The sequence below is a fragment of the Rothia sp. HMSC071C12 genome (genome assembly GCF_001813895.1).
GTDB lineage: Bacteria > Actinomycetota > Actinomycetes > Actinomycetales > Micrococcaceae > Rothia > Rothia mucilaginosa.
In genome coordinates, this window is sequence record NZ_KV814378.1 from 302815 (window position 1) to 328411 (window position 25597).

General features: G+C 60.5%; 18 protein-coding genes. 2 read left to right on the plus strand and 16 right to left on the minus strand.

Going from position 1 to position 25597, the window contains the following annotated elements; translation table 11 throughout:
• Positions 1-89: 89 nt before the first annotated feature.
• From ftsZ to dinB, 15 genes are all read right to left on the minus strand, one after another.
• Complete coding sequence (gene ftsZ / locus HMPREF2942_RS08935; protein ID WP_070688901.1) at positions 90-1274, minus strand: cell division protein FtsZ; 1185 nt, start codon at positions 1272-1274, stop codon at positions 90-92.
• Positions 1275-1471: 197 nt separating this feature from the next.
• A complete protein-coding gene (locus HMPREF2942_RS08940; protein ID WP_246824416.1) occupies positions 1472-3070 on the minus strand; it encodes a cell division protein FtsQ/DivIB in 1599 nt (532 codons plus the stop codon).
• A gap of 9 nt (positions 3071-3079) precedes the next feature.
• Complete coding sequence (murC, locus tag HMPREF2942_RS08945) at positions 3080-4579, minus strand: UDP-N-acetylmuramate--L-alanine ligase (RefSeq protein ID WP_070634444.1); 1500 nt, start codon at positions 4577-4579, stop codon at positions 3080-3082.
• Complete coding sequence (gene murG, locus HMPREF2942_RS08950) at positions 4579-5679, minus strand: undecaprenyldiphospho-muramoylpentapeptide beta-N-acetylglucosaminyltransferase (RefSeq protein WP_049350352.1); 1101 nt, start codon at positions 5677-5679, stop codon at positions 4579-4581. Before murG ends, murC begins: the two co-directional genes overlap by 1 nt.
• 210 nt (positions 5680-5889) lie before the next feature.
• On the minus strand, positions 5890-8022 hold the full coding sequence (locus HMPREF2942_RS08955; protein ID WP_070688903.1) for an FtsW/RodA/SpoVE family cell cycle protein: 2133 nt from the start codon (positions 8020-8022) through the stop codon (positions 5890-5892).
• Between the two features lie 149 nt (positions 8023-8171).
• Positions 8172-9758: a UDP-N-acetylmuramoyl-L-alanine--D-glutamate ligase gene (gene murD, locus HMPREF2942_RS08960; protein WP_049353000.1), complete on the minus strand. Its 1587-nt coding sequence runs from the start codon at positions 9756-9758 to the stop codon at positions 8172-8174.
• Entirely contained in the window at positions 9758-10963 is a 1206-nt protein-coding gene (gene mraY, locus HMPREF2942_RS08965; RefSeq protein WP_049353001.1) for a phospho-N-acetylmuramoyl-pentapeptide-transferase, read from the minus strand. Before mraY ends, murD begins: the two co-directional genes overlap by 1 nt.
• 6 nt (positions 10964-10969) lie before the next feature.
• On the minus strand, positions 10970-12589 hold the full coding sequence (murF, locus tag HMPREF2942_RS08970) for a UDP-N-acetylmuramoyl-tripeptide--D-alanyl-D-alanine ligase (RefSeq protein ID WP_070688904.1): 1620 nt from the start codon (positions 12587-12589) through the stop codon (positions 10970-10972).
• Positions 12582-14327, minus strand: coding sequence for a Mur ligase family protein (locus HMPREF2942_RS08975; RefSeq protein WP_070688905.1), 1746 nt, complete (start codon positions 14325-14327; stop codon positions 12582-12584). The genes murF and HMPREF2942_RS08975 overlap by 8 nt, the downstream gene beginning before the upstream one ends.
• A gap of 168 nt (positions 14328-14495) precedes the next feature.
• Positions 14496-16361, minus strand: a complete 1866-nt coding sequence (locus tag HMPREF2942_RS08980) for a peptidoglycan D,D-transpeptidase FtsI family protein (RefSeq protein ID WP_070688906.1) — start codon at positions 16359-16361, stop codon at positions 14496-14498.
• 62 nt (positions 16362-16423) lie between these two features.
• Positions 16424-17413, minus strand: coding sequence for a cell division protein FtsL (locus HMPREF2942_RS08985; protein ID WP_070688907.1), 990 nt, complete (start codon positions 17411-17413; stop codon positions 16424-16426).
• A 20-nt stretch (positions 17414-17433) separates the two neighbouring features.
• The gene (gene rsmH / locus HMPREF2942_RS08990) at positions 17434-18498 is read right to left on the minus strand and encodes a 16S rRNA (cytosine(1402)-N(4))-methyltransferase RsmH (RefSeq protein WP_070688908.1); all 1065 of its coding nucleotides are present in this window, start codon (positions 18496-18498) and stop codon (positions 17434-17436) included.
• A gap of 102 nt (positions 18499-18600) precedes the next feature.
• Entirely contained in the window at positions 18601-19032 is a 432-nt protein-coding gene (mraZ, locus tag HMPREF2942_RS08995) for a division/cell wall cluster transcriptional repressor MraZ (protein WP_005507741.1), read from the minus strand.
• Between the two features lie 557 nt (positions 19033-19589).
• On the minus strand, positions 19590-19991 hold the full coding sequence (locus HMPREF2942_RS09000) for a DUF3040 domain-containing protein (RefSeq protein WP_005506566.1): 402 nt from the start codon (positions 19989-19991) through the stop codon (positions 19590-19592).
• Between the two features lie 172 nt (positions 19992-20163).
• Positions 20164-21573 carry a DNA polymerase IV gene (gene dinB, locus HMPREF2942_RS09005; RefSeq protein WP_070688909.1) on the minus strand — a complete coding sequence of 470 codons (1410 nt, stop codon included), beginning with the start codon at positions 21571-21573 and terminating at the stop codon, positions 20164-20166.
• 185 nt (positions 21574-21758) lie between these two features.
• Between dinB and HMPREF2942_RS09010 the strand changes: the two genes are divergently transcribed.
• Positions 21759-22991, plus strand: coding sequence for a polyprenyl synthetase family protein (locus tag HMPREF2942_RS09010; RefSeq protein WP_070688910.1), 1233 nt, complete (start codon positions 21759-21761; stop codon positions 22989-22991).
• 127 nt (positions 22992-23118) lie between these two features.
• On the opposite strand, the gene HMPREF2942_RS09015 is transcribed toward HMPREF2942_RS09010, so the two are convergent.
• On the minus strand, positions 23119-23487 hold the full coding sequence (locus HMPREF2942_RS09015) for an Rv2175c family DNA-binding protein (protein WP_070506761.1): 369 nt from the start codon (positions 23485-23487) through the stop codon (positions 23119-23121).
• Positions 23488-23736: 249 nt separating this feature from the next.
• Here HMPREF2942_RS09015 and HMPREF2942_RS09020 point away from each other — a divergent pair, with 249 nt between their 5' ends.
• Complete coding sequence (locus tag HMPREF2942_RS09020) at positions 23737-25437, plus strand: serine/threonine protein kinase (protein ID WP_239662206.1); 1701 nt, start codon at positions 23737-23739, stop codon at positions 25435-25437.
• The last annotated feature ends 160 nt before the right edge of the window (positions 25438-25597 follow it).

Here is a 25597-nt window from a genome sequence, read left to right on the forward strand (position 1 = left end):
GAACAGCACAATGTGCTTGTTTCTCAGCTCCCCTATAGCTTCATAAGACTCTCAGCCGTGCAACGCCTAGGCGTTCACAGCCGGGCAGACTACTTCAGGAAGTCAGGGACATCCAGGGTGTCGCGGCGAGCCGGAGCTTCCTCCACAACCGGGGGAAGGTCAACGTCGAAGCCAGCAGCGCCGGTGGAAGCCGGAGCAGCAGCGGGTGCGTTGTAGCCGTAGCCGTTAGCAGCCGGAGCAGCGGTGGAACCGCCGAAGGATGCCTGGGTGCGCTGAGCCTGAGTAGCAGCAGCAGTGGAAGCGTTGGAGTTGGTCTCCGGGTTCACTGCGTCGAAGCCAGCAGCAATCACGGTCACGCGAGCCTCATCGCCCAGTGCGTCGTCAATAACAGCACCGAAGATGATGTTTGCGTCGGGGTGAGCAACTTCCTGAACCAGGCGTGCAGCCTCGTTGATCTCGAACAGACCCAGGTCGGAGCCACCCTGAATGGACAGCAGAACGCCGTGTGCACCGTCGATGGATGCTTCCAGCAGCGGCGAAGCGATAGCCAGCTCAGCTGCCTTCACGGCACGGTCCTCACCGGTTGCCGAGCCGATGCCCATCAGAGCCGAACCTGCACCCTGCATGACGGACTTAACGTCAGCGAAGTCAAGGTTGATCAGGCCGGGGGTGGTGATCAGGTCGGTAATGCCCTGCACACCGGAGAGCAGAACCTGGTCAGCGGACTTGAATGCGTCCAGCATGGAGACGTTGCGATCCGAAATCGACAGCAGTCGGTCGTTCGGAATAACGATCAGGGTATCAACCTCATCGCGCAGAGCAGCGATACCGGTCTCAGCCTGGTTGGAGCGGCGACGACCCTCGAAGGTGAAGGGGCGGGTCACCACACCAATGGTCAGAGCGCCGAGGGAGCGGGCAATACGTGCCACGACGGGTGCGCCACCGGTACCGGTGCCACCGCCCTCACCTGCGGTCACAAAGACCATGTCTGCGCCCTTGAGGACTTCCTCAATTTCCTGCGCGTGATCCTCGGCTGCCTGACGGCCAACCTCGGGGTTTGCGCCCGCGCCAAGACCGCGGGTCAGCTCACGACCAACGTCCAGCTTAACGTCTGCATCGGACATGAGCAGAGCCTGAGCGTCAGTGTTGATAGCAATGAACTCAACGCCGCGCAGACCAACCTCAATCATGCGGTTGACTGCGTTGACGCCACCGCCGCCGATACCAACGACCTTGATGACTGCCAAGTAGTTCTGGGGAGTTCCAGCGTCCATGTATTCCTCGATTGTTCCGTGTTCCAGCTTCGGAAGACCCGCAGCTTAATCTAAGCCTGAAGGTTTCCTCTAAAGAATGACTTTATCTGCTAGGATACCAAACTGTTTTTGTTGGTTCCTAGTCACACAGCGCAATTACCCCCTCTTTTTGCGGATTTCACACAAAAAGGGAGGATAAAGCGCCTGAATGGTTCCCCCTAACGGGTCACCGGTACGCGCGGGGCAGACACGTCGTAGACGGCCACCTTCTGCGTCTGCGCCTCAGAGGAGTTCTCCTCCTGAGCACGCTTGGCAATAGCCTGGCGCAGGGAGAGAAGGACCTTAGCCTTCAACTCGCTCTCTTCAGCGGTTCCCCACTGCACCGTAGTATTATCCCTCAAGGTTAGAGTGATACTTGAGGTTGAGGTAGCGCTGGCTTCCTTAACCTGAGCTAGAAGTTCAGAGGGCATCGCCGAAAGCGCCGTAGAAATAGTGTGGAATTCAGCCGAAGTCTGCGGGTCATCACCGCTGAAACGCACCAGCGGCACCGAGGTATCGGGCTGAGTTGCCGACTCCAGCAGGCTCACACCATCACTATCAACAGTATGGTACGTATCGCCCTGCTTCACAACCGCAACCGCGGTACGCTCCTTCAGAGTCACCACCAGCTCATGCGGCGGGCGGCTCTCCACCTGCACGCTACGAATCACGTTATCCTGCCCGATCAGCTCACGCACCTTCTTCTCGTCGATGCGAGTGAGCGGAACACCGCGCAGGGGCTCCAGCTTCTGCTCCACCTGAGTGGTCTCCAGTAGGGATGCGCCGCGCACCGTAATCTTCTGAGTCGCCAACAGGGGCGAGAAGAAGACCAGCACCACATACAGCACCGCGATAATAGCCAGTGCCGAAGCGGTGTACAGCAGCTTACGGGCACGAGTCAGAGGCGCACGCTCCTTACGGGGGCGTTCCTCAGCACGCAGGCCGTCCAGGCCCGGATCCTGACGCAGACGCTCACGCTGAGCCTGGCGGCTCGCACGCTCACGCTCCTTCTCAATCTCCGCGGCACGCTGCTGCTCACGCTCGGCACGCCAACGACCAAAACGGCTCGTGGGGCGAGGCTCTTCAGCAGCCTTCTCCCCCGCCTTATCAGTGCTCTTGTCGGCGCTTTCCTCAGCCTTCTGGGCGGCAGGCTCTTCGCGAGAGCCGGCAGCATCTGACTGGGCAGATGCCTTACCGGAGGCGGACGCAGACTTCTTGCTGGCGCCCTTATCGCTATCCTTGCCGGTGCTCTTCTCAGGCTGAGCAGAGGCACTCTGAGCAGACGTTGCCTTAGACGAAGAATCCTCAAACGCCTCAACATCAAACAGCTCGGGGGCATGCTCAACCTCAGACACGGTGCGACCGGTCATCAGAGCCGAACGCACCGAATCTTTCAGAGACTGCGCCGAAGAATGCACCGCCGCAGCGCTCTTACGAGACGAAGAATCAGCACCGTGCTGAGCGGAAGCCTTATGCGCCACGGGCTTACGCGGCGCATGGCGAACAGAGCTCGAAGACTGAGTAGCGGCTGCCTGGGCCGAGCCCTCGGAAGCGGTCGCCTTGGCGGGCTTCACCGCCTCCGCAGACTTCGTAGCCTCCGCAGCCTTGGTCGTCTTTGCCACCTGAGACTGGGCAGACTCAGCCTGCGCGGATTCGGCATGCTTAGCCTCAACCTGCGCATTCTCAGCTACCTGCTGGGCGCGCAAACGAGCACGCGAACGCGGAGCCTTCGGCGCGCGCGAGGAGGAATGCCCCTCCGAAGAGAGACCAGAACTCATCGGCACAGCCTAAGCCTCCGACTTCTTCGACTCGCCACCGTGACGAACCTGCAGGGACTCCAGCAGACGAGCACCCAAAGCGGTCACGTCACCGGCGCCAACGGTCATCACAATATCGCCGCTCTGAGCGCACGCCACGATATCCTCAATAGCGCCCTCAGCGGTGGCGTAACGAACCTCAGAGAAACCAGCACCGGTAATCAGCTCACTGGTCACGCCCTCAATCGGCAGCTCACGAGCCGGGTAAATATCCAGCACATGAGCGCGGTCAGCCATCGACAGAGCCTGCGCGAACTCCTTCGCGAACTCGCGAGTACGCGAGAACAGATGAGGCTGGAAAATCACGTACAGGTTGTGGCCATCAGCCACGGTACGACCGGTCTCCAAGGCACGGAACACCTCGGTCGGGTGGTGCGCATAGTCATCAAAGACCTTCACGCCGGCAACCTCACCGCGCAGAGTGAAGCGGCGGTCAGCACCCACGAACTCAGCCAGCGCGCGAGCAATATCGGCAGCCTCGTAACCAGAAATCAGTGCCGATGCAAAAGCCGCCGAAGCGTTCAGCTGGTTGTGGATACCGGGCACCTTCAGAGCAAGATCCTGCTCACCCTCATAACGCACACCACGGCATTCAAAAGACCAGGACAGGTGCGACGACGAGGAAGAACCAGCGCTGGTAATCTCGCTAATGCGCAGGTCAGCGTCCTCAGACTCACCGTAGGTCACCACGGGCACACCCGCCGCACGAGAACGAGCCGCAAGAGTAGCCGCGCCCGCATCATCAGCGCAGGTCACCACAACACCGTTAGGCGCCAGCGAACCCACAAAACGGTTGAACGCCTCAAAGACACGCTCATCGGTCTCATAGAAATCCAGGTGGTCCGGTTCAACGTTCGTCACCACAGCAATCGCCGGGCGGTAACGCACAAACGAACCGTCCGACTCATCAGCCTCAGCCACAAAAATCGACTCCGGGCCCTGAGCACCCAGGTGAGCGTTCGTGCCGCGACCAGCAATCACAGTACCCACCGCAAAGGACGGCTGAGCACCCAGCTGATCAAACATCACAGAAATCATGGAGCTGGTCGTGCTCTTACCGTGAGTACCGGCAACAGCAACCACCTGAGACTCACCCATCACAGCGGCAAGCGCCTCAGAACGATGCAGCACACGCAGACCCTGCGCGCGAGCGGCAACAAGCTCCGGGTTATCCTCACGAATCGCAGTAGAAATCACCACGGTATCAACATCCACAATGTTCTCAGCCTGCTGAGGAACACCCACACGAGCACCCGCAGCACGCAACGACTCAACAGTAGCCGACTCGGCACGGTCAGAACCGCTCACCGTCACACCAGCCTGCAGCATCAGAGCGGCAATAGCGCTCATACCCGCGCCACCAATACCGATGAAGTGCACACGGCCCAACTCGCTCATCTTCGCACGCTCAGGGAACGGCGGGTTCAGCGGTGCCGGCAACACCATCTCAAGATTCATCAATTCAGTCATTACTTCTCAGCTGCCTTCAATACTGCTTCAGCCATAACGCGCGCCGCGTCACGGATACCAAGTTCATACGCCGCAGCGCCCATACGCTCCAGCTCCTCCGGGTTCGCCATAAGAGCCGGAATCTCACGGGCAAACCACTCACCGGTGACCTCTGCATCCTTCACCAGCAGAGCCGCAGACGCCTCCACCAGAGAACGAGCATTCAGAGCCTGCTCACCATTACCAATGGGAAGCGGCACAAAAATCGCGGGAACACCCACCGCAGCAACCTCACTGACGGTCGCCGCGCCCGAACGCACCAGCAGAAGATCAGCGGCAGCATACACATCCTGCATGCCGTTGCTGAACTCAATCTGACGGTAATTCGGCGCGCTCAACGGCTCACCATTCTCATCCAGAACAGCCTTACCCTTACCGGTAATATGCAGAATCTGGAAGTCCCACTCAGCAAAGTGGTCACGGCACGCCGCCACCGCATTGTTCAGGCTCTGCGCGCCCAGCGAACCACCGGTCACAATCACGGTCGGCTTCTGCGGGTCCAGGCCCAGGTTACGGCGAGCCTTCGAACGGTGCGCCTCACGGTTCAGGTAGGCAATCTCATCCTTCATCGGCATGCCCACCAGGGTCGCGCGCGGGAACGGAGTATTAGGGAACGCAACACCGGTGAACTTCGCAAACGTGCCACCCAGGCGGTTCGCCAAACCGGGCTTCGCGTTCGCCTCATGAATCACCACGGGAATCTTAGCGCTCAACGCCGACAAATACGCAGGCGGGCACACGTAGCCGCCCACGCCAACGACCACATCCGCATCTACATCCTTGAGGATGCGGCGGGTCTTCGACAGGCCACCAAAGAACTTAGCGGGGAAAGCCAAAGCGGCACGGTTAATGCTACGAGGGAACGCCGCACGAGGAATGAACTCAATATCGAAACCAGCTGCCGGAACCAGCTCGGCTTCCATCTTGTCGGCGGTGCCCAGCATCAGAATCTTAGCATTCGGCTCAAGATCACGAACCGCACGCGCAATCGCGAGCATCGGATTAATATGACCGGCGGTGCCACCACCGGCGAAGACTATAGAGGGCGCCTTCTTCGTCATAGGTCTTTCTCCCAACACATCGGTACAGCATCATTTTACGCTATCGCACCTGTTCAAAAGAGCGCCCCCGCCATTGAGCTACAACTCAATAGCGAGGGCTTTATCTTATATTCAGCACATATTCATCACGGGTAGAGGTGCGAACCGCAGCTCACTTCCCCGATTGCCAGCCCCCGATATGCAGGCTTCGCGGAGCGGGTTCCGCGGGGTTTAGCCCTGCTTACGGGTGCCGCGCTGAGCCGAGTTCCGAGCCGCGCCCTGAGCCGGACGCTGCGCCTGCTGAGCGCTGTTCTTCGGAGCACCCTTGGCCTGAGTACCCTTTGCCTGAGTGCCCTGTCGCGGCGCTGCCTGACGTTGAGCGCCCTGTCGAGGATTACCCTGTCGCTGGGCACGACGCTGACGGTCCTCAGGATGCAACGGCTGCAGACCCGCAGGTAGCGAACCCGACGGACGGTGCTGTGCGCTACGGGGCTGAGCGCCACGAGGCTGCTGCACTCGCTTCTGAGTAGCAGGCTGCTGAGCAGTACGCGGCTGCACGGCGCGCTGCTGTACAGCTTGCTTCGGAGCCGCGGGCTTCTGACCTGCGGGCTTCGCAGCGGTAGCCTTCTGAGCGGGGCGAGTCTGCTGACCGGTACGAGGCTGAGCAGGAGCCTTCTGCGGAGCTACCTTCTGCGGTGCAGGCTTCTGCGGTGCAGGCTTCTGCGAGGCCTTCTGCTTCTGAGCTTCAGCCTTCTGCTCCGCCTTCACACGGGCAGCTTCCTCACGAGCCAGACGCGCCTCTTCTCGAGCCTGCGCCGCCTCCTGGCGAGCCTGTTCCTCCTCACGACGAGCCTGCTCCCGGGCCTGGCGCTCCTGCTCACGAGCCACACGAGACAACTCGCGCTGCTGATCCGGCGCAAAACCCAACCATCGGCGCAACGTGCTCTCCGGGCCGAAAACAACCTTCAAAGGATTATGTTCCTTCAACAGGTGACCACCGGCAGCCGCACGAGCTGCCTCTTCCTGATTCAGCACATCCTGCAACGGCGTACGACGCTGCCATTCAGCATTCTCACGACGAACCTCACGCGCGCTCTGGGTCTCAATATTCGACGGTTTCGTCGCGCCACGCAACGGAGTCTGCCGCGCAAACGCCAACAACAAACCCGCCGCAAACAACGAGGACAACAGCGACGAACCACCATAGGAGACAAACGGCAAAGGCACACCAATCACCGGCAGGATACGGGACACCATGCCCATATTGATAATCGCCTGAGAAGTCAGCCAAATCATGATGCCGCCCGTAGCCAAACGCACCAGCGGATCAGTAGTACGCAGCATAATACGAACCGCGCAGTACACCAGGCCCACATACAGCAGCAGAACCGCCAGCGTACCCAGCAGACCCAGCTCCTCACCAATAATGGCGAAAATATAGTCGTTATGCGCCTCAGCCAGGTAGTTATACTTCTGGCGCGACTGGCCCAGACCAACACCCAAGAAGCCACCGGTCGTCAGCGCCACCTCACCAGAATTTGCCTGGTCACAGTTAGCGTTCGTGCACGAACCCCAAATACCGAAAATACGAGCCACACGGTTCGCGCTACTGAGCACACCCACGAGCGCCAACACCGCAAACGCGCCGCCAATCTTCAGCAGCGAGCTGCGAGAAGCACCCGCCAGCCACATCATGCCCACAAAGATGAAGCCATACACCATGGCGGTACCCATGTCACCACCGAGCATAATCAGCAGCACCAGGGCACCCACACCATAAATCGAGGGGAACAGCGTGCGCCAAATACTACGAGAAATATCGCCGTGGCGGCTATACACCCACGCCAGCCACATAATAATCGCAAGCTTCGAAAACTCCGACGGCTGAATCTGCACCGGGCCGAGCTTCAACCAGTTACGGTTACCGTTCACCTCAACGCCAACGACCACCACAGCAAGCTGCATGACCAAGGCGGCAACCAGCATCGCGTACACCACAGACTTCTTGTGGTAATACCCAACAGGGATACGCGTAATACCCGCCATCGCAATCACGCCAAGAACCAAGAACATGACCTGAGACGAAACCTGCGAGAACGGCGACTGCCCCTGAGAAATCATGGTGACGCTCGACGCCGACAGCACCATAATGCAGCCAAAAATAGCCAGACCCAGGGTCGTGACCAGCAGCATCACCGGCACATCCCACAGGTCAGCCTTCAAACCACGACGGTACAGCCTATCGGCACGAGTACGGAACGGCGCAGAGAAATCCTCCAAACCGGCTCGCAAAGACGCCCAACGACCACTCGCGGTCGAACGCGCCGAAGAAGCCGAACGCTCCGAAGATGCGCTGGTACTCACATGCCCTCCTATAGGCCTCAACTGCCACGGATCCGTCGTGGCGAATACACGAAAAAGGTTCAGGGGTGGGACACCATTACCATCCCACCCCCGAGAAGAACCCTCAGAAAGCACCCCGGTCACCCAAGACACCCTCTACAGGCAATGTCCTAAGAGTCTGCCAGCTGGGCGGCAACAGCGTTCGCAAACGCATCACCGCGCACCGCATAATTCTTGAACTGGTCCATCGAAGCAGACGCGGGAGCCATCAGCACGGTATCGCCCGGATGCGCCAGCTCAGCAGCCTTCGCAACGGCCGCGTTCATCACGGCAATACCGTCCGAAGAATCAGCCACAGCGGCGGTCATATTGTAGGTCGGAACCTGCGGAGCATGGTTAGCCAACGCCGACTTCAGCGCCGCAGTATCAGTACCGATAATCAGCACAGCCTTCAGACGCTTAGCGTGAGCAGCAATCAGCTCATCGTACTCAACGCCCTTCGACAGGCCGCCAGCAATCCACACCAGCGAGGGGTAGCCGCTCATCGACGCGTTCGCAGCGTGAGGATTCGTAGCCTTCGAATCGTTCACCCACATGATGTCGTTCGCGTAGCCCACCAGCTGGTTGCGGTGCGCACCGGTCTTGAAAGAACGCAGGCCCGCGCCCACAGCCTTCGGGTCAATATCAGCCGCACGGCACAGCGCCGCAGCCGCCAGAGCGTTCTCCACGGTGTGCTTCGCGGGCATCTTACCGGGTGCCGGAGCCAGATCCTGCAGGACCGCCAGCTCGTACGCCTCGTTGTAGCGGTTCTTCAGGAAGGCGCGGTCCACCAGAATATCCTCAGCCAGGCCGAGCATCGACACGGAGGGCATCTCAGTGGAGCTGAAGCCAATCGCGCGAGCGCCCTCAATAACGTCCGCGTTCTCAACCATGCGCAGGGTGTCTACGTGGTCGGTGTTGAAGATGCAGGCGACCTGAGTGTGTTCGTACACGCGAGCCTTATCAGCCTTGTAGCCGTCGAAGGAGCCGTGCCAGTCCACGTGATCCTCAGCGATGTTCAGAACCACCGAAGCGTACGGGGACATCGAGTAGGTCCAGTGCAGCTGGAAGCTGGACAGCTCCACCGCGAAGAATTCATAGGGCTCATCGTCTGCAATGGCGTACACGATGGGCATGCCCACGTTACCCACCTGAATAGACTTCTTACCGGCAGCCTTCAGGATGGAATCGACCATGCCCACGGTGGTGGTCTTACCGTTCGTACCGGTCAGGCACAGCCACTTGGGAGTCGGGCGGTCGTTGCGCTCATTCAGGCGCCACGCCAGCTCCACATCGCCCCAAATCTGGATGCGACGCTCATACGCGTCCAGCATGACCGGGTGGTCGGGACGCACGCCCGGGGAGGTCACCACAAGCTCGGGTTCCTGACCGTCCACCGGGGGCAGTGCGCGCATGTGCTCGGGACCGAACAGGCCCTCAACGTTGCCGTAGGCGTTAGCGTACAGGTCGATGCGTTCACGCTTCTCCGGGGTATCAGCCCCGTCGATGACAACGATCTTCGCACCCAGCTGGGCGAGCACATCGGTCACAGCGTCGCCGCTGGTACCCATGCCCACCACGACCACGCGCAGGTTAGCCCAGGGCGCACCCCAGTGAGTCAGCTCCGCGAGGCGCTCGTTCTCATACACCGGGTTCACCGCAATAGCGGCGGCGTTCGCTTCAATGCGAGCTGTATCCGGCTGTTCATTAGTTGACATTAGTGAATCACTCCAGAAGTCTGCGAGAACCAGTCACCGAAGAACAGCGCCAGGGCAACGAGCACGCAGAGGGCGTTAACAACCCAGAGGCGGAACACGGAGTTCACTTCGCCGCTGCTGACGGTACCGGGGGCAATGCCTCGCTTATCAATTGAGTATTTGCCGTTGACGCCGACCTTCTCCATGTGGTGGTGGAAGGGGGTCATACGGAAGTAACGGTGCGCGTGCAGGGGCTTCTCCCCCGCTGCGACCGAACGCTTACGGCTGGTCTTGAACACGAACTTCTGCACAATCACAGAGAACACTTCCAGCACGGGAATCAGAGCGATGACCAGCAGAAGCAGCTCGGTGCGGGTGAACAGCGCGAAAGCAACCATTGCGCCACCGAGCGCCAGGGAACCGGAGTCGCCCATGAAGATCTGTGCCTTCGACACGTTCCACCAGAGGAAGCCAGCCAGCGAACCCACCAGGGATGCGGCAATCAGCGCCAGTGAACCGGGGTCGCGCACATCGTAGCAGGCGGTGCCAGCGCCAGCGGAGCAGGCGTGTACGTACTGCCAGATGCTGATGGTCAGGTAGCCGGAGAAGATGGTCATCATGATGCCGCCAGCCAGGCCGTCCAGACCATCGGTGAAGTTCACCGCGTTCGTACCGGACAGGGAGATGAGGGTAATCCAACCAACCAGCAGGATGGAACCGAAGACCGCGCCCGCCGCGAACAGGTCAATGGGCAGGTCACGTACGAAAGAGATGGCGGTCGACGCCGGACGAGCACCCGACTCATTCGGGAACTGGAACGCCAGGTACGCAAAGGGCAGGGTCACGCCCAGAAGACCAATGGTCTTCTGCTTCTCGGTCAGGCCCTCGTTGCCCTTATTGCGGAACTTCATGATGTCGTCCGCCGCGCCCACACCGAGCATGCCCAGGGTGAAGGCGATGGTCAGCCACGCGGTAGCGGTCGGTACCGGCGCGGTTCCGAAGAGCAGTGCGCTCACCGCCAGGGTCAAGAAGTAGGCGAGAATCGCCGCGGGGATGAAGATCAGACCCGCCATGGTGGGGGTGCCCGCCTTGTGCTGGTGGGCTGCCGGGCCTTCCTCACGGATGAGCTGGCCAAGGTTGAGGGCCGACATCTTCTTGATGAACACCGGCAGCGCGGTGAGGGAGATGAGGAATCCGAAGATTCCAGCAATCAGCACGGTAATCATAAAGCGCTACCCTTCGTTCGTGGTCTGTTCGGTCGAAGTACGGTCGCCCTTAGCGGTGCCGTCCAGGTGAGCGGCAAGGTGGTCGCTCAAATCGGTGGTTTCAACAAAGTCACCGGCAGAAAGCCAGGTCGGTGCCTGCTCTTCCTCAGCACCGAAGGTGTACTCGGCGAAAGCAACCTGGTCACCCAGAATGCCCAGCTTCGCGCCGTTCGAGGACTTGAAGAGCACAATGTCGCCGGGGCGAACCTCGGCACGCAGAATCTGCTCTGCCTCTTCCGGGGTCTTCACCCAGGTCGCCTCATTACCCCAGGAGCCTTCCAGATGAGCAGCATTGTAGATGGGCTTCGTCTCGTCGCCCACAGCAATCAGCTTGGAAATGTTCATGCGCACCACGAGGCGACCGATGCGGTCGTGCTCCTCCACGGAGGCGTCACCGAGCTCCAGCATGGCACCCAGAACAGCCCAGGTGCGGTGCGGCTGACCGGTTGCAGGGTCAACGGTGCGGCCCAGCTGCGCCAGGGTGCGCAGTGCCGCAGCCATCGACTCGGGGTTCGCGTTGTAGGCGTCGTTAATGACGGTCACGCCGTCAGCGCGGTCGGTGCGCGCCATACGCCACTTCGAAGCCGCCGCCGCCTTGTTGAGCGCGCGAGCAATCTTCTCACCCGAAATACCGCTGTTGTAGGCGATTGTCGCAGCAGCCAGCAGGTTGTGCACGTGGTGCTCACCGATCAGCTGCGAGGAAATCTCGTACTCGCTACCGTCGGGCAGGCGCAGAGTGAACTCGGGGCAGCCAGCGTCGGTGGTGCGCAGGTTCAGCGCCGCCACGTAGCATTCGTAGGGCTGGCCGTTCGCGTCGGTCTTCTCGCCCACGCCAAAGTAGGTAATGGGTGCAACCGAACGCGACGCCATGCGCAGCACGCGCTCATCGTCAGCGTTCAGCGCCAGGGAACCGGTCGGCTGAACGCCCTCAGCCAGCTCGCCCTTGGTGCGCTCAATATTGTCCACGCCGCCGAACTCGCCAGCGTGCGCGGTACCAACCTTCAGGATTGCACCGTGATCGGGGTGCGCAATATTCGCCAGGTACTCGATGTTGCCCACGTGGTCCGCACCCATCTCAATGACCAGGTAGCGGGTGGACTCATCCGCACGGAAAACGGTCAGGGGCACGCCCACCTCACTGTTGTAGGAGCCAACCGGCGCAACGGTCGGGCCCTCCGGGGTGAAAATGGCGGCCAGCAGGTCCTTGGTGGTGGTCTTACCGGCAGAACCGGTAATACCGACGACCGTCAGCTCGCCCTGAGCGCGCATCTGTTCAATCGAGTAGCGCGCCAAATCGCCCATCGCCAGCACCACATCGGGCACCTGGATGCTCGGGTAGGGCACGCCCTGCTCATCGAGTACTTCACGCTCGACCAGAGCCAGGGTCGCGCCCTTCTCAAAGGCCATGGGGATGAACCTGTGGCCGTCAGTGACCGCGCCGGGCTTCGCCACGAACAAGGTACCGGTCTGCACCTCACGGGAGTCGGTGGTGGCGAAGTCTGCGTACACCTGCTCCTCACGGCCCTCCAGGCCGATAGCGGTGCCGCCGGTTGCCTCAATAATCTGGGCGGCGCTGAGCTTAATCATTCTTCACCATACCTTCAGCGGTCTTAGAGTCACTTTCATCGAGCATGCGCTGGTAGTCAGGCAGGATCTCGAAACCGTGCGCACGCAGGGCACGGGCGGTTTCAACGCGGTCGTCCAGGGCGATATCCACGCCGTCAACATCCTGTTCGGTTTCGTGGCCGCGGCCAGCAATCAGGATGGCGTCGTGCTCGCCCGCCAGGGCAATTGCCGCATCAATAGCGGCGGCACGCGGAGAAATATTCAGGATCTGGGTGGCGCGGCGGTTCTCAGCCTTCTGCGCGCCCTCCTCAACGGCAGCACGAATCGGTTCGGGCGCCTCACCGTGCGGGTCGTCATCAGTCACAACCACAATATCTGCGTACTGTGCCGCAATCGCACCCATAATCGGGCGCTTGAGCTGGTCGCGCTCACCGGTCGCGCCGAAAACAATCATGACCTTGCCGTCGCCGGGGCGGTCCATCGCCTCCAGGGCGCGGGTCAGGCCATCAGGGTTGTGGGCAAAGTCCACAATCGCGTGCGGAGCCAAAGAAATCAGCTGCATACGACCCGGCACCACCGGAGTCAGAGCCGAACCGGACGCCAGCTCGGGCAGCAGGCGCTCACGCTCAGCGGAGTCAGTATCCAGGTACGCCATGAGAGCCGCCAGCGCAGCATTCGAAACGTTAAAGTCAGCGGGCAGACCGGTGTAGCATTCAACGCTCTCACCGGCGCCATTAGCCACGTGGAAGCGGTGGCCCAGGCCCTCACGCTGAACCTTCACCACAGCCCAGTCGCGGGCACCAAACTCTGCGGGCACCTCAGCCAGACCGGCACCGCGCGCAGTCACCAGACGGTGAACCTGCTCAGCACCCATCTGCTCGCAAGCAGCGGAGAACATCTTCTCGCTCCACTCGTCATCAGCAGTAATCACCGCAAGCTCAGCACGTTCGGGGGTGAACAGCTGCGCCTTCGACTCAAAGTAATGCTCCATGGTGCCGTGCAGATCCAGGTGGTCTTGGGTCAGGTTCGTGAAGCCAGCAACCGCATACTTCACACCGTCCACACGGTGGTAATCAATCGCGTGCGAGGACACCTCCATTGCGGCGCAACGCACCTGATGCTGACCCATAATCGTCAGCAGAGAATGCACGTGAGGAGACTCCGGGGTGGTCATCTTCGAAGGAACCGACACACCATCAATCAGAATCTGAATAGTGCCAATCAGACCCGTCTTCACACCCAGGCCGGTGCGGAACACCGACTCCAACATGTAGGTGGAGGTGGTCTTACCGTTCGTACCGGTCACCGCGTAACGGTGAGTAGCGGGGAACGAAGCCGAACCATAAATCAGCGCAGCCAACGGACCGACATACTCGCGCAGGTTCTCAGTCACCAGGACAGGCACCGGCGCCTCACCCAGCAGCTGCGCACCGGCAGCATCCGTCAAAATAGCGGAAGCACCCAGATTCAACGCGGCCTCAGCAAACTGCGCACCGTGCACCTTCGCACCGGGCAGAGCCACGTACAGGTCCTGCGGGCGAACACCTCGGGAGTCCATGCTAATACCGGTAACCTCAACAGAATCACCGGATTCAGAACCCTGAACGCCACTAGCCAGCTGGGAACTCACCTGAGCACCCAATCCCTGCAGATGTTCGCGAAGGTGCGCCAAACTCACCGGGCGCACAGAATTCGGGCGCAGAGTCTGAGCGTCGCCGCCCAGCAGGTTCTGGCCGGGTGCGTGAGATGCGGTATCCATCGTCCTTCTTTCCTCTCCGCTGTCCGAAGCGGTGAGCTCTGTATGGTCAATGCGCTCAAGGCACACAGGGTCATTCAATATTCTACGGGCTTTAGGCTTCGACAGGTGTTCAGTCCCGGGGCTTCTTCATCACGAATCAGCTACCGGAGCCCTCTCCCCCGCTCGCCTTTAGCTCGTCTTATTGGGGCTATCCTCAGCAAAAAGCGGAATCAACTCCGGTTCACCGGTAGAACGCGGCACATTATAGGTGTGCAGGGTCTTCTCCATAATCTTGGAGAACTCAGCCGTCGTACCGTTCGCACCCACGCTACCCTCAGGACGCTGCATGGTCACCGCCACCAAGAACTGAGGGTTCTCAATCGGCGCCACACCAATAAAGGAAGTCGTGTTGCCGTCGTAGCCGCCCTTCTCACTCGGAGTTTCCGCAGTACCGGTCTTACCGCCCACGCGGTAGCCGGTCACCTTCGCCGGACGGGCGTGGCCCTGCTCCACCACATTCTCCATGAGAGTCAGGCAGGAGGCGGCAGTCTGCTCGCTGACCATGCGTTCGCCAGGCTCCACGGCACGCTTATGTTCGGTGCCGTCCGCGTCAATAATTGCGTCCACAATACGCGGCTTCAGACGAACGCCCTTATTGCCCAGTGCCTGGAAAATCATAGCGGTCTGCAGCGGAGTCTGCGCAACACCCTGACCGAACAGCACCGTGTACTGCTGACGGCCGTCCCAATCACGCCAATCAGCGATTATACCCTGCTCCTCACCGGTCAACTCAATGCCGGTAAACTCGCCGACGCCGTACTTCTTCAACCAGTTGTAGCGCTCTTCCTTGCTGAGCTTCTGACCGACCAGCACCGTACCGGTGTTCATCGAGTCAGTAATAATGCCCGAGAAAGTACGCCGCTGCGCCCCGTGCTCAAACGCATCCTTGAAAGTCTGGCCGTCAATCGTAAGGGTCGCGGGCACGTCATACACGCTAGTCGGGGTGGTCAGGCCCTGCTCAATCAGCGCTGAAGAAGTCAGCATCTTCTCGGTCGAGCCGGGCTCCACACTCTGCGAAATAGCGCGCGGGGTCATGTCCGCCGTATCCTCAATGGTTGCCGCGCCCGGGTCCATCGTGGAGGAATCAGCGAGAGCCAAAATGGAGCCGTCACGCACATCCATAACAATGGCGGTACACCATTCAGCCTTCAGCTCCTCAGCGCGGGCACGTACCACCTGCTGCGCAAAATACTGCACATCACGGTTAATGGTCAGACGAATATTCTTACCGTCCACCGCCAGGCGCTGCTCTTCCTTAGCCACCGGAATACGCACACCATCAGCACTAATCTCGTAGGTGCGCTCACCGGGGGTACCGGCAAGCTCCTTCTCAAAGACACGCTCAATGCCCACCGAGAAGTTACGGGACACCGTGCCGCCCTTGCCGTTGCCGTCAGCCTCTTCAACAATGTTGTACTTGCCGACCACGGAGCCACCCACACTACCGTTGGGGTACAGGCGCTGGGAGAACGCCTCACCGTAGATGAAGGGCGCACCAAGGGCATCAATCTTATTGAAAATTTCCGGGGTGATATTTGCCTTAATCACCGAGTACTTGGAGGTGCCGTCCAGCTTGGACTTGATGAACTCGTCGGTAATGCCCGGGTCAACGGTCTTGAGAATATCGACCATCTCGTACACCAGCTGGTTGGGGGTGACCTCAATCTTCTGGGTGCGGTCCTCGTTGTAACGCTTGAAGGTCGCCACGGCACTCTGATCAGCGGTCAGGTTATAGCGCTGCACAGTACGCGCCATGACATTGCCGTTGATATCCAGAATCTGGCCACGCACAGCAGGCAGCACCTGGGAGCGCAAACGCTTCTGACGGGACGCATTCGCCACCGCACCGGGATCAAAGCCCTGGCGGATAAACAGATTCGCACCAATGACGCCCAGAGCACAGGTGGCAGCGGCGCCGGCGACAAAGCCACGGCGGGTCAGGTCCGGCTGACCGGATGCCGATTCGTTCGCGTTCTTACGCGCGTCGGAGCTCATGCGGTGGTCCTTTCGCTGGTCTGGTCTATCGGTGATGCTACGCATCCTGTGGTCAATGTTGTTTATCGTGCGGGCTGGCTTGCCGCGGGGCTAGCTGCGGGCTGCTGAGCGGCGCTCGGTGCGGCGGAAGCAACCGGGCTAGCAGGGGCGCTATTCGCCGGTGCGGGGTTGGCCTGCTGGGCGGGGTTAGCCTGCTGCGCGGGGCTTGCCGAGGCGCTTGCAGATGCCTTTGCCGTAGCGCTCGCCTGGCCGTGGCGCTGCTGAACGGACTTGTCCGCGTCCACAATGCTCTTGGCGTAGCTTTCGTTCGAGCCAGCTGCCGGAGGCGAAATCAGATTCTCCTGCTTGTTTCCCTCAGCACCGGTCGGGCTTGCCACCGGGGCGGGGGTGCCCTCAATCGTGGAGGACTGCAGGTTCAGGGTCGCCTGCGAAGAGCTCACGAACATGCCCAGAGTGCTTGCTCGAACAGCCAGGTCCTGCGGGGCTTCCTTGAAGCCAATCTCCTGTTGCAGCGCCTGGTTTTCCTGCACAAGCTGTTGCTCCTGCGCGCGCAGATCCACCATGTCGTACTGGCGGGTCACAATCAGCACGTTCAGCAGCAGAATAAAGACCAGGGTCAGCGGAATTGCCGCAAAAACAGCGAGCATGGTGGGCGGGCTGAGCTTGCGTGCTCGGCGGCGCACGGTCGAGAGCGGGTGACGCGACTTCGGCTTCTCCTCGCGGGTCTCTTCGGTGCGTGCTGCCGCACGAACGCTCGAGGGCACACGGCTCGCATTCGTCGAGGTTCGCTTACCGCCGTGCGAAGCCGCGGTGCTGACGGGGCGGACCACCGGCTGAGATGCAGTGACCGGCTCCAGACGCGCGGTGCGGGTACGACCGGAGTGAGCTCGGGTGGAGGCGCGGCTCGCCCCGGTGGAGCCGCCTGTAGAGGATGCGCGGGTAGAGCCAACGGCGCTGGGGGTACCGGCGGCAGGGCGCGAGGAACCGGCGCGTCGACTCCGCGGTGCGCCCTGTGTGCGGGTGGGGCGCTGGGATGCGTGCTGGGTGCTCACTCTTCTTCGCTTTCTGTCTTCTACTTGGCGGGGATGCGGATCTTCTCGGCGGCGCGCAGCTTGGCGCTGGCGGCGCGAGAGTTCTGTTCGATTTCCTCGTCGGTAGGCGGTTCGGCGCCGCGGGTAATGATTTTGACGGTGGGCTTGTGCTCTTCAAGCTCTACCGGGAAGCCCTTGGGCGCCTTGGAGGATGCTTCTGCGGTCAGTGCCCTCTTGACGATTTTGTCTTCGAGGCTGTGGTAGCTCATGGCGACGAATCGGCCGCCGAGGTTGAGCGCCTCCAGGGCTGCCGGTACGGCGCGTTCGAGGGCTTCCAGTTCGTGGTTCACTTCGATGCGCAACGCCTGGAAGGTGCGCTTGGCGGGGTGACCGCCGGTGCGCTGCGCGGCGACGGGCACAGCCTTCTGGATAATGCGCACGAGCTCACCGGTGGTTTCCAGGGGCGTGTTGGCGCGGGCGGTGCAGATGGCGCGGGCGATACGCGATGCGAACTTCTCTTCGCCCCAGTTGCGGATAATGCGGCGCAGCTGGTCTTCGCTGTATTCGTTGACGACGATGCGGGCGGTGAGCTCGTCTTCGGAGTTCATGCGCATGTCCAGGGGTGCGTCGTAGGAGTATGCGAAGCCGCGGGTGCGTTCGTCCAGCTGCATGGAGGAGACGCCCAGGTCCATCAGGATGCCGTCGATGCCCTGCACGCCGGCGGTTTCCATGGCGCGGTCAATTTCGTCGTAGACGGCGTGCACGGGTACGAAGCGGTCACCGAAGCGCGCCAGGCGTTCACCGGCGATGGCGTGCGCCTGCAGATCGCGGTCAATGCCGATGAGCACAAGGTTCTCGAAGCGTTCAAGCAACGCCTCGGAGTGGCCACCCATACCGAGGGTGCCATCAATAACGTAGGCGGTGCCGCGTTCCTCGACGGCGCGTTCAATGCCGGGTGCCAGCAGGTTAATGCAGCGGTCCAGCATCACGGGCACGTGGCGTTCACTCGCTTCACGCTGGGAGAGGTTCTCAATGGATGCGCCGGTCACCTTGGCGGCAGCGCCGGATGCGGTCGTACCGGTTTCGGGGGCGTGGTCTACGCTCATGGGTGCTCCTGTGAGAGTTTGTCCTGCGGGAAAGCTTACGGAAGAGTGGTGCGGTGGTGATAGAGAGATGCCGGGCGGTCGCCGCTACACCAGCAAAACTGGCTAGAGTAGCGGGCTGAACGGGTCCTCGTCGAGGGAGGCAAATTCAGCTTCGGTGCGGGCGAGGTATTCCTCCCAGGCGGCTGCATCCCAGATTTCTGCGCGGGTACCGGATCCGATGACGACGAGGTTGTCGGTCAGTCCTGCGTATTGGCGCAGTATCGGCGGGATGGTGATGCGTCCCTGCTTGTCGGGCAGTTCGTCTGAGGCTCCTGAGAGGAAGACTCGCAGGAAGTCTCGGGCGGCTCGTCCCGGCAGGGGCGCGGTGCGCATCCGTTCGTGGATGCGTTCAAATTCTGCGGCGGGGAAAACGTACAGGCATCGTTCTTGACCGCGGGTCAGAACGAGGCCTGCTGAGAGTTCCTCACGGAATTTGGCGGGAAGGATGATGCGTCCTTTGGCGTCCATTCGTGGTGAGTAGGTACCTAAGAACATTCACTTCACCTCCCCGATGTGTGCCCCTGATGTGTGCCGATGTGCTGAAGCCTGCGGGAGCGTGGTTGCTCCACACATCCTGTAGGTGCCGGTGGCGGGGTGTGCCGGGCCGACGCCTCCGCCGTCTGTTTGAGGGCACGGCGATAGGACTGACTTTCAGCTTTCCCCTCCACTTTACCCCACTTTCCACCACCTACCCCACCCGGCAGAGTATCTTTTAGTGTTTTTATGCTCTCTTCTGCATTTTTAACGCTGCCGCACAGCTTCTACACAGCTTCGGGTGTGTCCGCTCAGCGTAATACCCTCAGCATGCTTGCCATACCCCGGCTCAAGTAAAGGCTCAATAACAGAGCAAGCTTCAGGAATCGGCGTGACCCGTCTACCAGCTTTCATAAAGCATCCACGCTTCACTATTTCGGGCATAGAAAAAGCGGAAGGTAAGAGAATTCTTACCTTCCGCCTGTGAAGTCTTGATGAAGTCTTAAGACCCTAGAGAGTACGGATGCTCAGCCACGAGAAATACTAGCCGTAAGAAAAACTATTGCGCCAAAGCAGTACTAGAACTGGCCGTTATTGCGTTCGTCCCAGCGGTCCTCCAGACGATTCATGAAGGAGGAACGCTCCTTCTGCTCACGCTGACGCACGCGAGCTGCACCCTCTGCCTTACCGCCGAGGAAGGAATCTACCGGGGTCTTCTTGCTGGTGGTTGCGAAGTACACGCCACCTGCCGCGAAGAGGAAGCCGAAGACACCCAGCCAAATCATATTCGATGCAACCGCACCAATAATGATGCCCAGGCCAATAAGAACGAAGAGAATACCGAGAGCCAGGTGGCGAGCACTGAAAACCGGCGCGGTGTTGCCGGTTGAAGACATGGAGGAGGCAAAGTGCGGGTCCTCATTGCTCATGAGTTCTTCGAGCTGGTCCAGAACCTTCTGTTCACGCTCGGACAGTGCCATCGTTTTCTCCTTTGAGGTGTCGCTACTCAAGATGACGTCGGTATCAGCCGGGTTAGCTAGTGCATCAGCTGGCGCGGTGGGCGCTTCTTCCCGCTGGATGTTTCCGGTCGTATGTTTCCCATCGTACCGCGCGGGGTGGGGTTGGCGCATTCTTTTTTCGGACAGAAGCTCTTTATGACCTATTTTCGTCAATGCTCTTCTCGGGCGCGGTAACTCCGGAGGCTGGCTTGAGGCTTTCCTGTGAGTACTTACGGTGAATCGCGTCCATGACGTGCTCAACCTCGGACCATCTGCCGCTCTTCACGAGGCGGGCACCAGACCCCGAGTGAGCGCCAGCTCCCGAGCGAGTACCGTTCTGCGGGCTATTGTCCGCTCCCCCGCCTCCTTGTTGTGCGGAGGCGTTTTGTGCGGAGGCAGCTTGTGAGGAGGCTGTTTGTGAGGAGCGTGGGTTTGTCCCGATCTCAATGGAGTCGAAGAGGGTTTGTTGCACTCCGTCTTCTGCGCGGGCGAGTTTTTCGGCGCGCACTCCGATGAGCCGCAGGGCGCGTGGCGCCTCCTGACCCACCAGAATTTCATCGGCTCGCAGGGCTTCCAACGCCAGGGAGGCAATCTGTATGCCGGAGTCCACGGGCACGTTTAGTGGGATAGCGCGGGTGTGCGTTTCGAAGGTGCTGTAGCGGATTTTGAGGCTGAGCCCTCCGGCGAGTTTGCCAGCGGATCGCAGGCGCTTTCCCAGCTTGAGGCTCAGCTCCCGAATGGCAGCGCTCACCTCCTGGGCATCGGTCGTATCCGTCTCGAAGGTGTGCTCGCCACCCATGCTTTTCTCTTCACGTTCGGTGATTACGGGGCGTTCGTCAATGCCGCGCGCCATGGCCCAGAGGTGCTCGCCCTGAGCGGTACCGAAGCGTTCTTTGAGCCAGTCCAGGCTCATGGACCTCATCTGGGCGATGGTGTGAATACCGTATCGGGAGAGTTGCTCGGTACTTTTGGCACCCACTCCCCACAGGTCGGAGACTTTTCTCGGGTCAAGAAATTCTTGAACGCGCTCGGGCGGAATGACCCACAGCCCGTTGGGTTTACTACCGGTGGACGCCATTTTGGCGAGCAGCTTATTGGGCGCAACCCCCGCAGAGGAGGGCAGGGATAGCTCCTGCGCGATGCGGTCGCGAGCGCGCTGGGCCAGGGCGACGGGGTCTTGGCCGTGCAGGTAGGCGCCGGTGAGGTCTACGAAGGCTTCATCCACGCTGACCTGCTCAACGTAGGGGCTCAGGTCATGAAGGATTGCCATGACGGCGCGGGAGTAGTGCCGGTAGTCGCCGCGCAGCGGCAGGACGGTGGCGTTGGGGCTAAGGTTCCGGGCGCGACTGAGCGGCATTCCGGAGCGCACTCCGTGGGCGCGCGCCTCGTAGGAGGCGGAGCATACGACCGAGCGGGGGCCCAGGGGCGCCACGATAATGGGCTCGCCGCGCAGAGCGGGATTTTCGAGGAGTTCGACGTTGACGAAGAAGGCGTCCATGTCCAGGTGCATAATGACGCGGCCGTTCCTTACGCCACTATTCTTGCTGATTCGCATCTGCCCCATGTCGCCTCCTCTCATAACTTCTACGCCCACCTACCGAAAATATAGCACATTTCTACGAACAATAGGGGTAATATATCGTAAACGTGTTCGTAAATGCGTTCTCTTGGGCTTTTCTCCACTAAGCTAGAAGAAGTGCACACCGCACGGCATCAGGACCGTACATAGCGACCATCAGCGAGGATAGTATGACTCCCCCTTCTCCTTCCGGAGCCCCCACTCCCCAGGCGACCGAGAGCCTCACCGTAGCGGCACCGAATATCCCGGCGACTTCTGCGCACCTCGCTGAGCGTATTGCTGAAGAGCAGCGAGCCTACCTGTACGCTTTTGACACCCTCATGGCTGAGTTTTTTGCCCGCCAGCGCGAACTGCTCGAGGGTATTTCTCCCGAAACCCTGCCTCTGCTGGAGGCTATTGAGTCCCTCTCCACCGGAGGCAAACGCCTGCGTGCCCTGTTGAGCTACTGGGGTTGGCGCGGTGCCGGCGGTGCACCCGTAACCGAGAACCGCGCGTCCTGGTCTATTGTGAAGGCCGGCATGGCGGTGGAGCTGTTCCAGACCTCCGCACTGATTCACGACGACATTATCGACCGCTCCGATACCCGCCGCGGCGCTCCCTCCGTGCACAAGCGTTTCGAGGCAGCGCACGAGCAGAATAGTTGGCGCGGTGATGCTTTCAACTACGGTCTGACCGGCGGTATTCTTGCTGGAGATCTGACCCTGGCGTGGTCTGCCGAGGTTTTCGCGTCCCTGGGTGAGGGAGCGATTTATGGCGCCCCTGCGCGCACTATTTTTGACCGGATGCGCACCGAGGTTCTGGCGGGTCAGTATCTGGACGTCTACTCCGAGGTTCTCGAAACCGAGGACGCTCAGGCGGCTCTGCAGCGTGCCCTGAACGTGATTCGTTTCAAGTCCGCCAAGTACTCGTGCGAGCACCCCTTCACGATTGGTGGTGCTCTGGCTCTGCAGGCTGCCGCGATGGAGAACGGCACCGGTGCCGTGAGCGAGCAGCACCCGGTACTTGCCGGTTACCGTGCGTTCGGTCTGCCGCTGGGTGAGGGCTTCCAGCTACGTGATGACGAGCTGGGCGTCTTCGGCCAGCCGGAGGTGACCGGTAAGCCCGCTGGCGATGACCTGCGTGAGGGTAAGCGTACCGTGCTGGTGGCGCTCACCTCCGCTGCCCTGAACGAGCAGGATGCGGCGCTTCTGCACAATAGCTTGGGCGACCCCGAGCTGAGCGATGAGCAGGTGGAGCGCATCCGCGAGCTGATGGTTTCTTCGGGTGCTTTCGCCAAGCATGAGCAGCTGATTGAGCAGAAGTCTCAGGCTGTGTTTGAAGCGCTGGAGGCGATGAACCTGGACGAGCTGACGCATGCGGCACTGACCGATATTGTGGGCCGTGCGTTGCGTCGCAAGGCATAGATGCGCTACGTCGCAAGGCGTAGAGGTTCAACACAGTTAGAACGTTAAACAAGTTGAGGCGGCATACCGAAGTATGCCGCCTCAACATATTTAGCTATAGTACTGAGCCGCTATTACCAAGCTGGTATTACCAAGCCAGTGCCTGCGCACGGCGACGGATTTCAGTCTTACGACCGTCAATCAGTGCGTCGATGGGACGGCCGGGCAGGGAGTCGTCGTTGGTGTACAGCCACACGATAGCTTCTTCATCGCTGAAGCCGGAGTCCTTCAGGACAGCGAGGGTGCCCTTGAGGGATTCGAGTACTCGCGAACCGTTCATGAACAGTGCGGGTACCTTGCGCACGTTGGTTTCCGGGTCGCGCAGCGCGATGAGCGTACCGTCAGAAATCAGGTTGTGAACGCGGGTCACCTTCAGGTCGAGTGCCTGCGCAATTTCGGGGATGGTTACCCAATCGCCGACGAGGGCGAAGGTCTGAGCAATATTTTCGTTAGTCACCTTTTAAGAGTGCCAGAGCTGGCACGTATTTACCACTTTTGACCCGCATCTGGAGCGGGAGCTCTCCTGCGCACCTTTCCTTTTTGCGCGTTGCCGGCGGTTCTTAGGTTGGGTTCGGACCCGTCGGTGCTTCTTAAGAATTCGCTGAGTGTTCACCTGCTCGGCGCCCTTTGGCATCGCTTCTGCCCAGGTGGGCGGGCTAAAATGTTGAGACGTATGAATACTCCCAGCCCACGCCGAATTTCTCCTGTGAACCCTCGTTCTTCTGCAAATACTTCTGTTCCTCCCGCCACTCGTCCCGCTGCCCCGGATACCGCTATTGGTTCTTCGCAGTGGCTCAGTGGCGCCATTATTGAGGGTCACTACCAGGTGGGTTCGCTTATTGGCCGCGGCGGCATGAGCGAGGTGTATTATGCGCTGGACCTGTGGTCGAATAACCCGGTTGCGCTCAAGGTTCTCTCCCCCGCTCTGGCTGAGGATGCAGCGAACCGTCAGAAGTTCCACCGTGAGGAGCGCTCGATGCGCCAGGTGGGCGGCGGCGGACATACGGTGGGTGTGATTTCTTCGGGTACCGAATATTTTTCGGGCGAGATGGTCATGTACATCGTCTTGGAGTATGTGCACGGTTGCACCCTGAGCCAGCTGTTGCGTGTGCGTAATGCCCTGTCCCTGGGTGAGGCTCTGGATATTCTCATTCCGGTGGTGGAGGCGCTCTCGGAGGTACACGCTAACCGCTACCTGCACGGCGATATTAAGCCAGGCAATATTCTTCTCGACGCTAACGGTCAGGTGAAGCTCACGGACTTTGGTCTCTCCCGCCGTGACGATCAGGTGGATGCGGGCGCCCCCATGGGCACCCCCGCCTACGTAGCGCCGGAGGTTCTTGATCCGAAGGTGAAGGTCGGCGCGCAAGCCGATATTTTTGCGCTCGGCGTGATGATGTACCGCATGCTTTCAGGTCGTCTGCCCTTTGTTGGTCTGGAGAATGACCAGCAGGTGCTCTACCACAACGCGAATATTGAGATGCCCGCGCTGACCGATGTCGCACCGGGTGCGGACCGCGATATTGCGGGGCTGATTTCGTGGTGTACCCGCAAGCAGCCTCACGCCCGCCCAGAGGATGCGACCGAGCTGTTTACGGCCCTACTGGAGATTTCTGAGTCATTGGGTGAGCACGAGCGTGCTTGGCGCGCCCCCTCGTGCCCGGAGCCGGAGCTTCCCCTTTGGGAGGCTGTTGCCGATATTGCGGAGCGTAGCGGTGCCGCGCAGATGGTGCGTAACACCCCGATTAGTGCTTTTAGCGATGCCCGCGATTTGCTCGCCTACGATGTCTACTCCCCCGACAGCCTCGTGTACGATGCTTCGACGGCGGGTCAGGGCGTGCACCTTGCCGACGTAGATGCTGAGGACTCCGTGCTCAACCGCCAGGGCATTCCGCCTCTGGTGAGTTCTGCCTCCGATAATGACGATTCTGACACTGATCAGGAGCAGGAAGGCTCAAAGGGCAAATCCGGCAAGCGTGGTCTGGGCTCATTCATGAGCCGCCGTACCGCCGCGGCGAAGGGTCCGCTGACTCAGTCCGTTGGCATTGGCCCGCAGACGGAGCAGGAGTTCATCTCGGCTCATGGCGAGTACGCCCCAATCCATGCGGAGCGTTCGTTGAGTCCCTCCGGCACGCGTCGCTCGAAGTCTAAGGGGGCGGCGAGCGCGTCGGAGGCTTCACCGGCAGAGGAGGCCGCTTCTTCTCAGGAATCCGAGCAGTCTTCGCAGAAGGATCCTCGCCTGCCCGCCAAGCAGTTTAGGACCCCGCCCTCGGGTATGGCGGTGGGCGGTTGGGCTCTGGCGCTGATTCTGCTGGGCATGGGTTCGAGCTTTACCGGTTGGTGGCTTGCGACCTCACTGGTGCAGTCGCAGTGGTGGCGCAATATTGAGGCGTTCCTGACCTTCTAGTAGTGCTCCCCCCCTCGAGCACTCCGTCCTCGTCTGTGCACTCTGTCCTCGTCTGTGTGGTGCGCAGGTTAAACGTAATGCCCGGGTCTTCACTCACGATGAGTGAAGACCCGGGCATTGTTGTTTTTTCTGCTATTTCTCACCGACTAGTCCGGCGAGG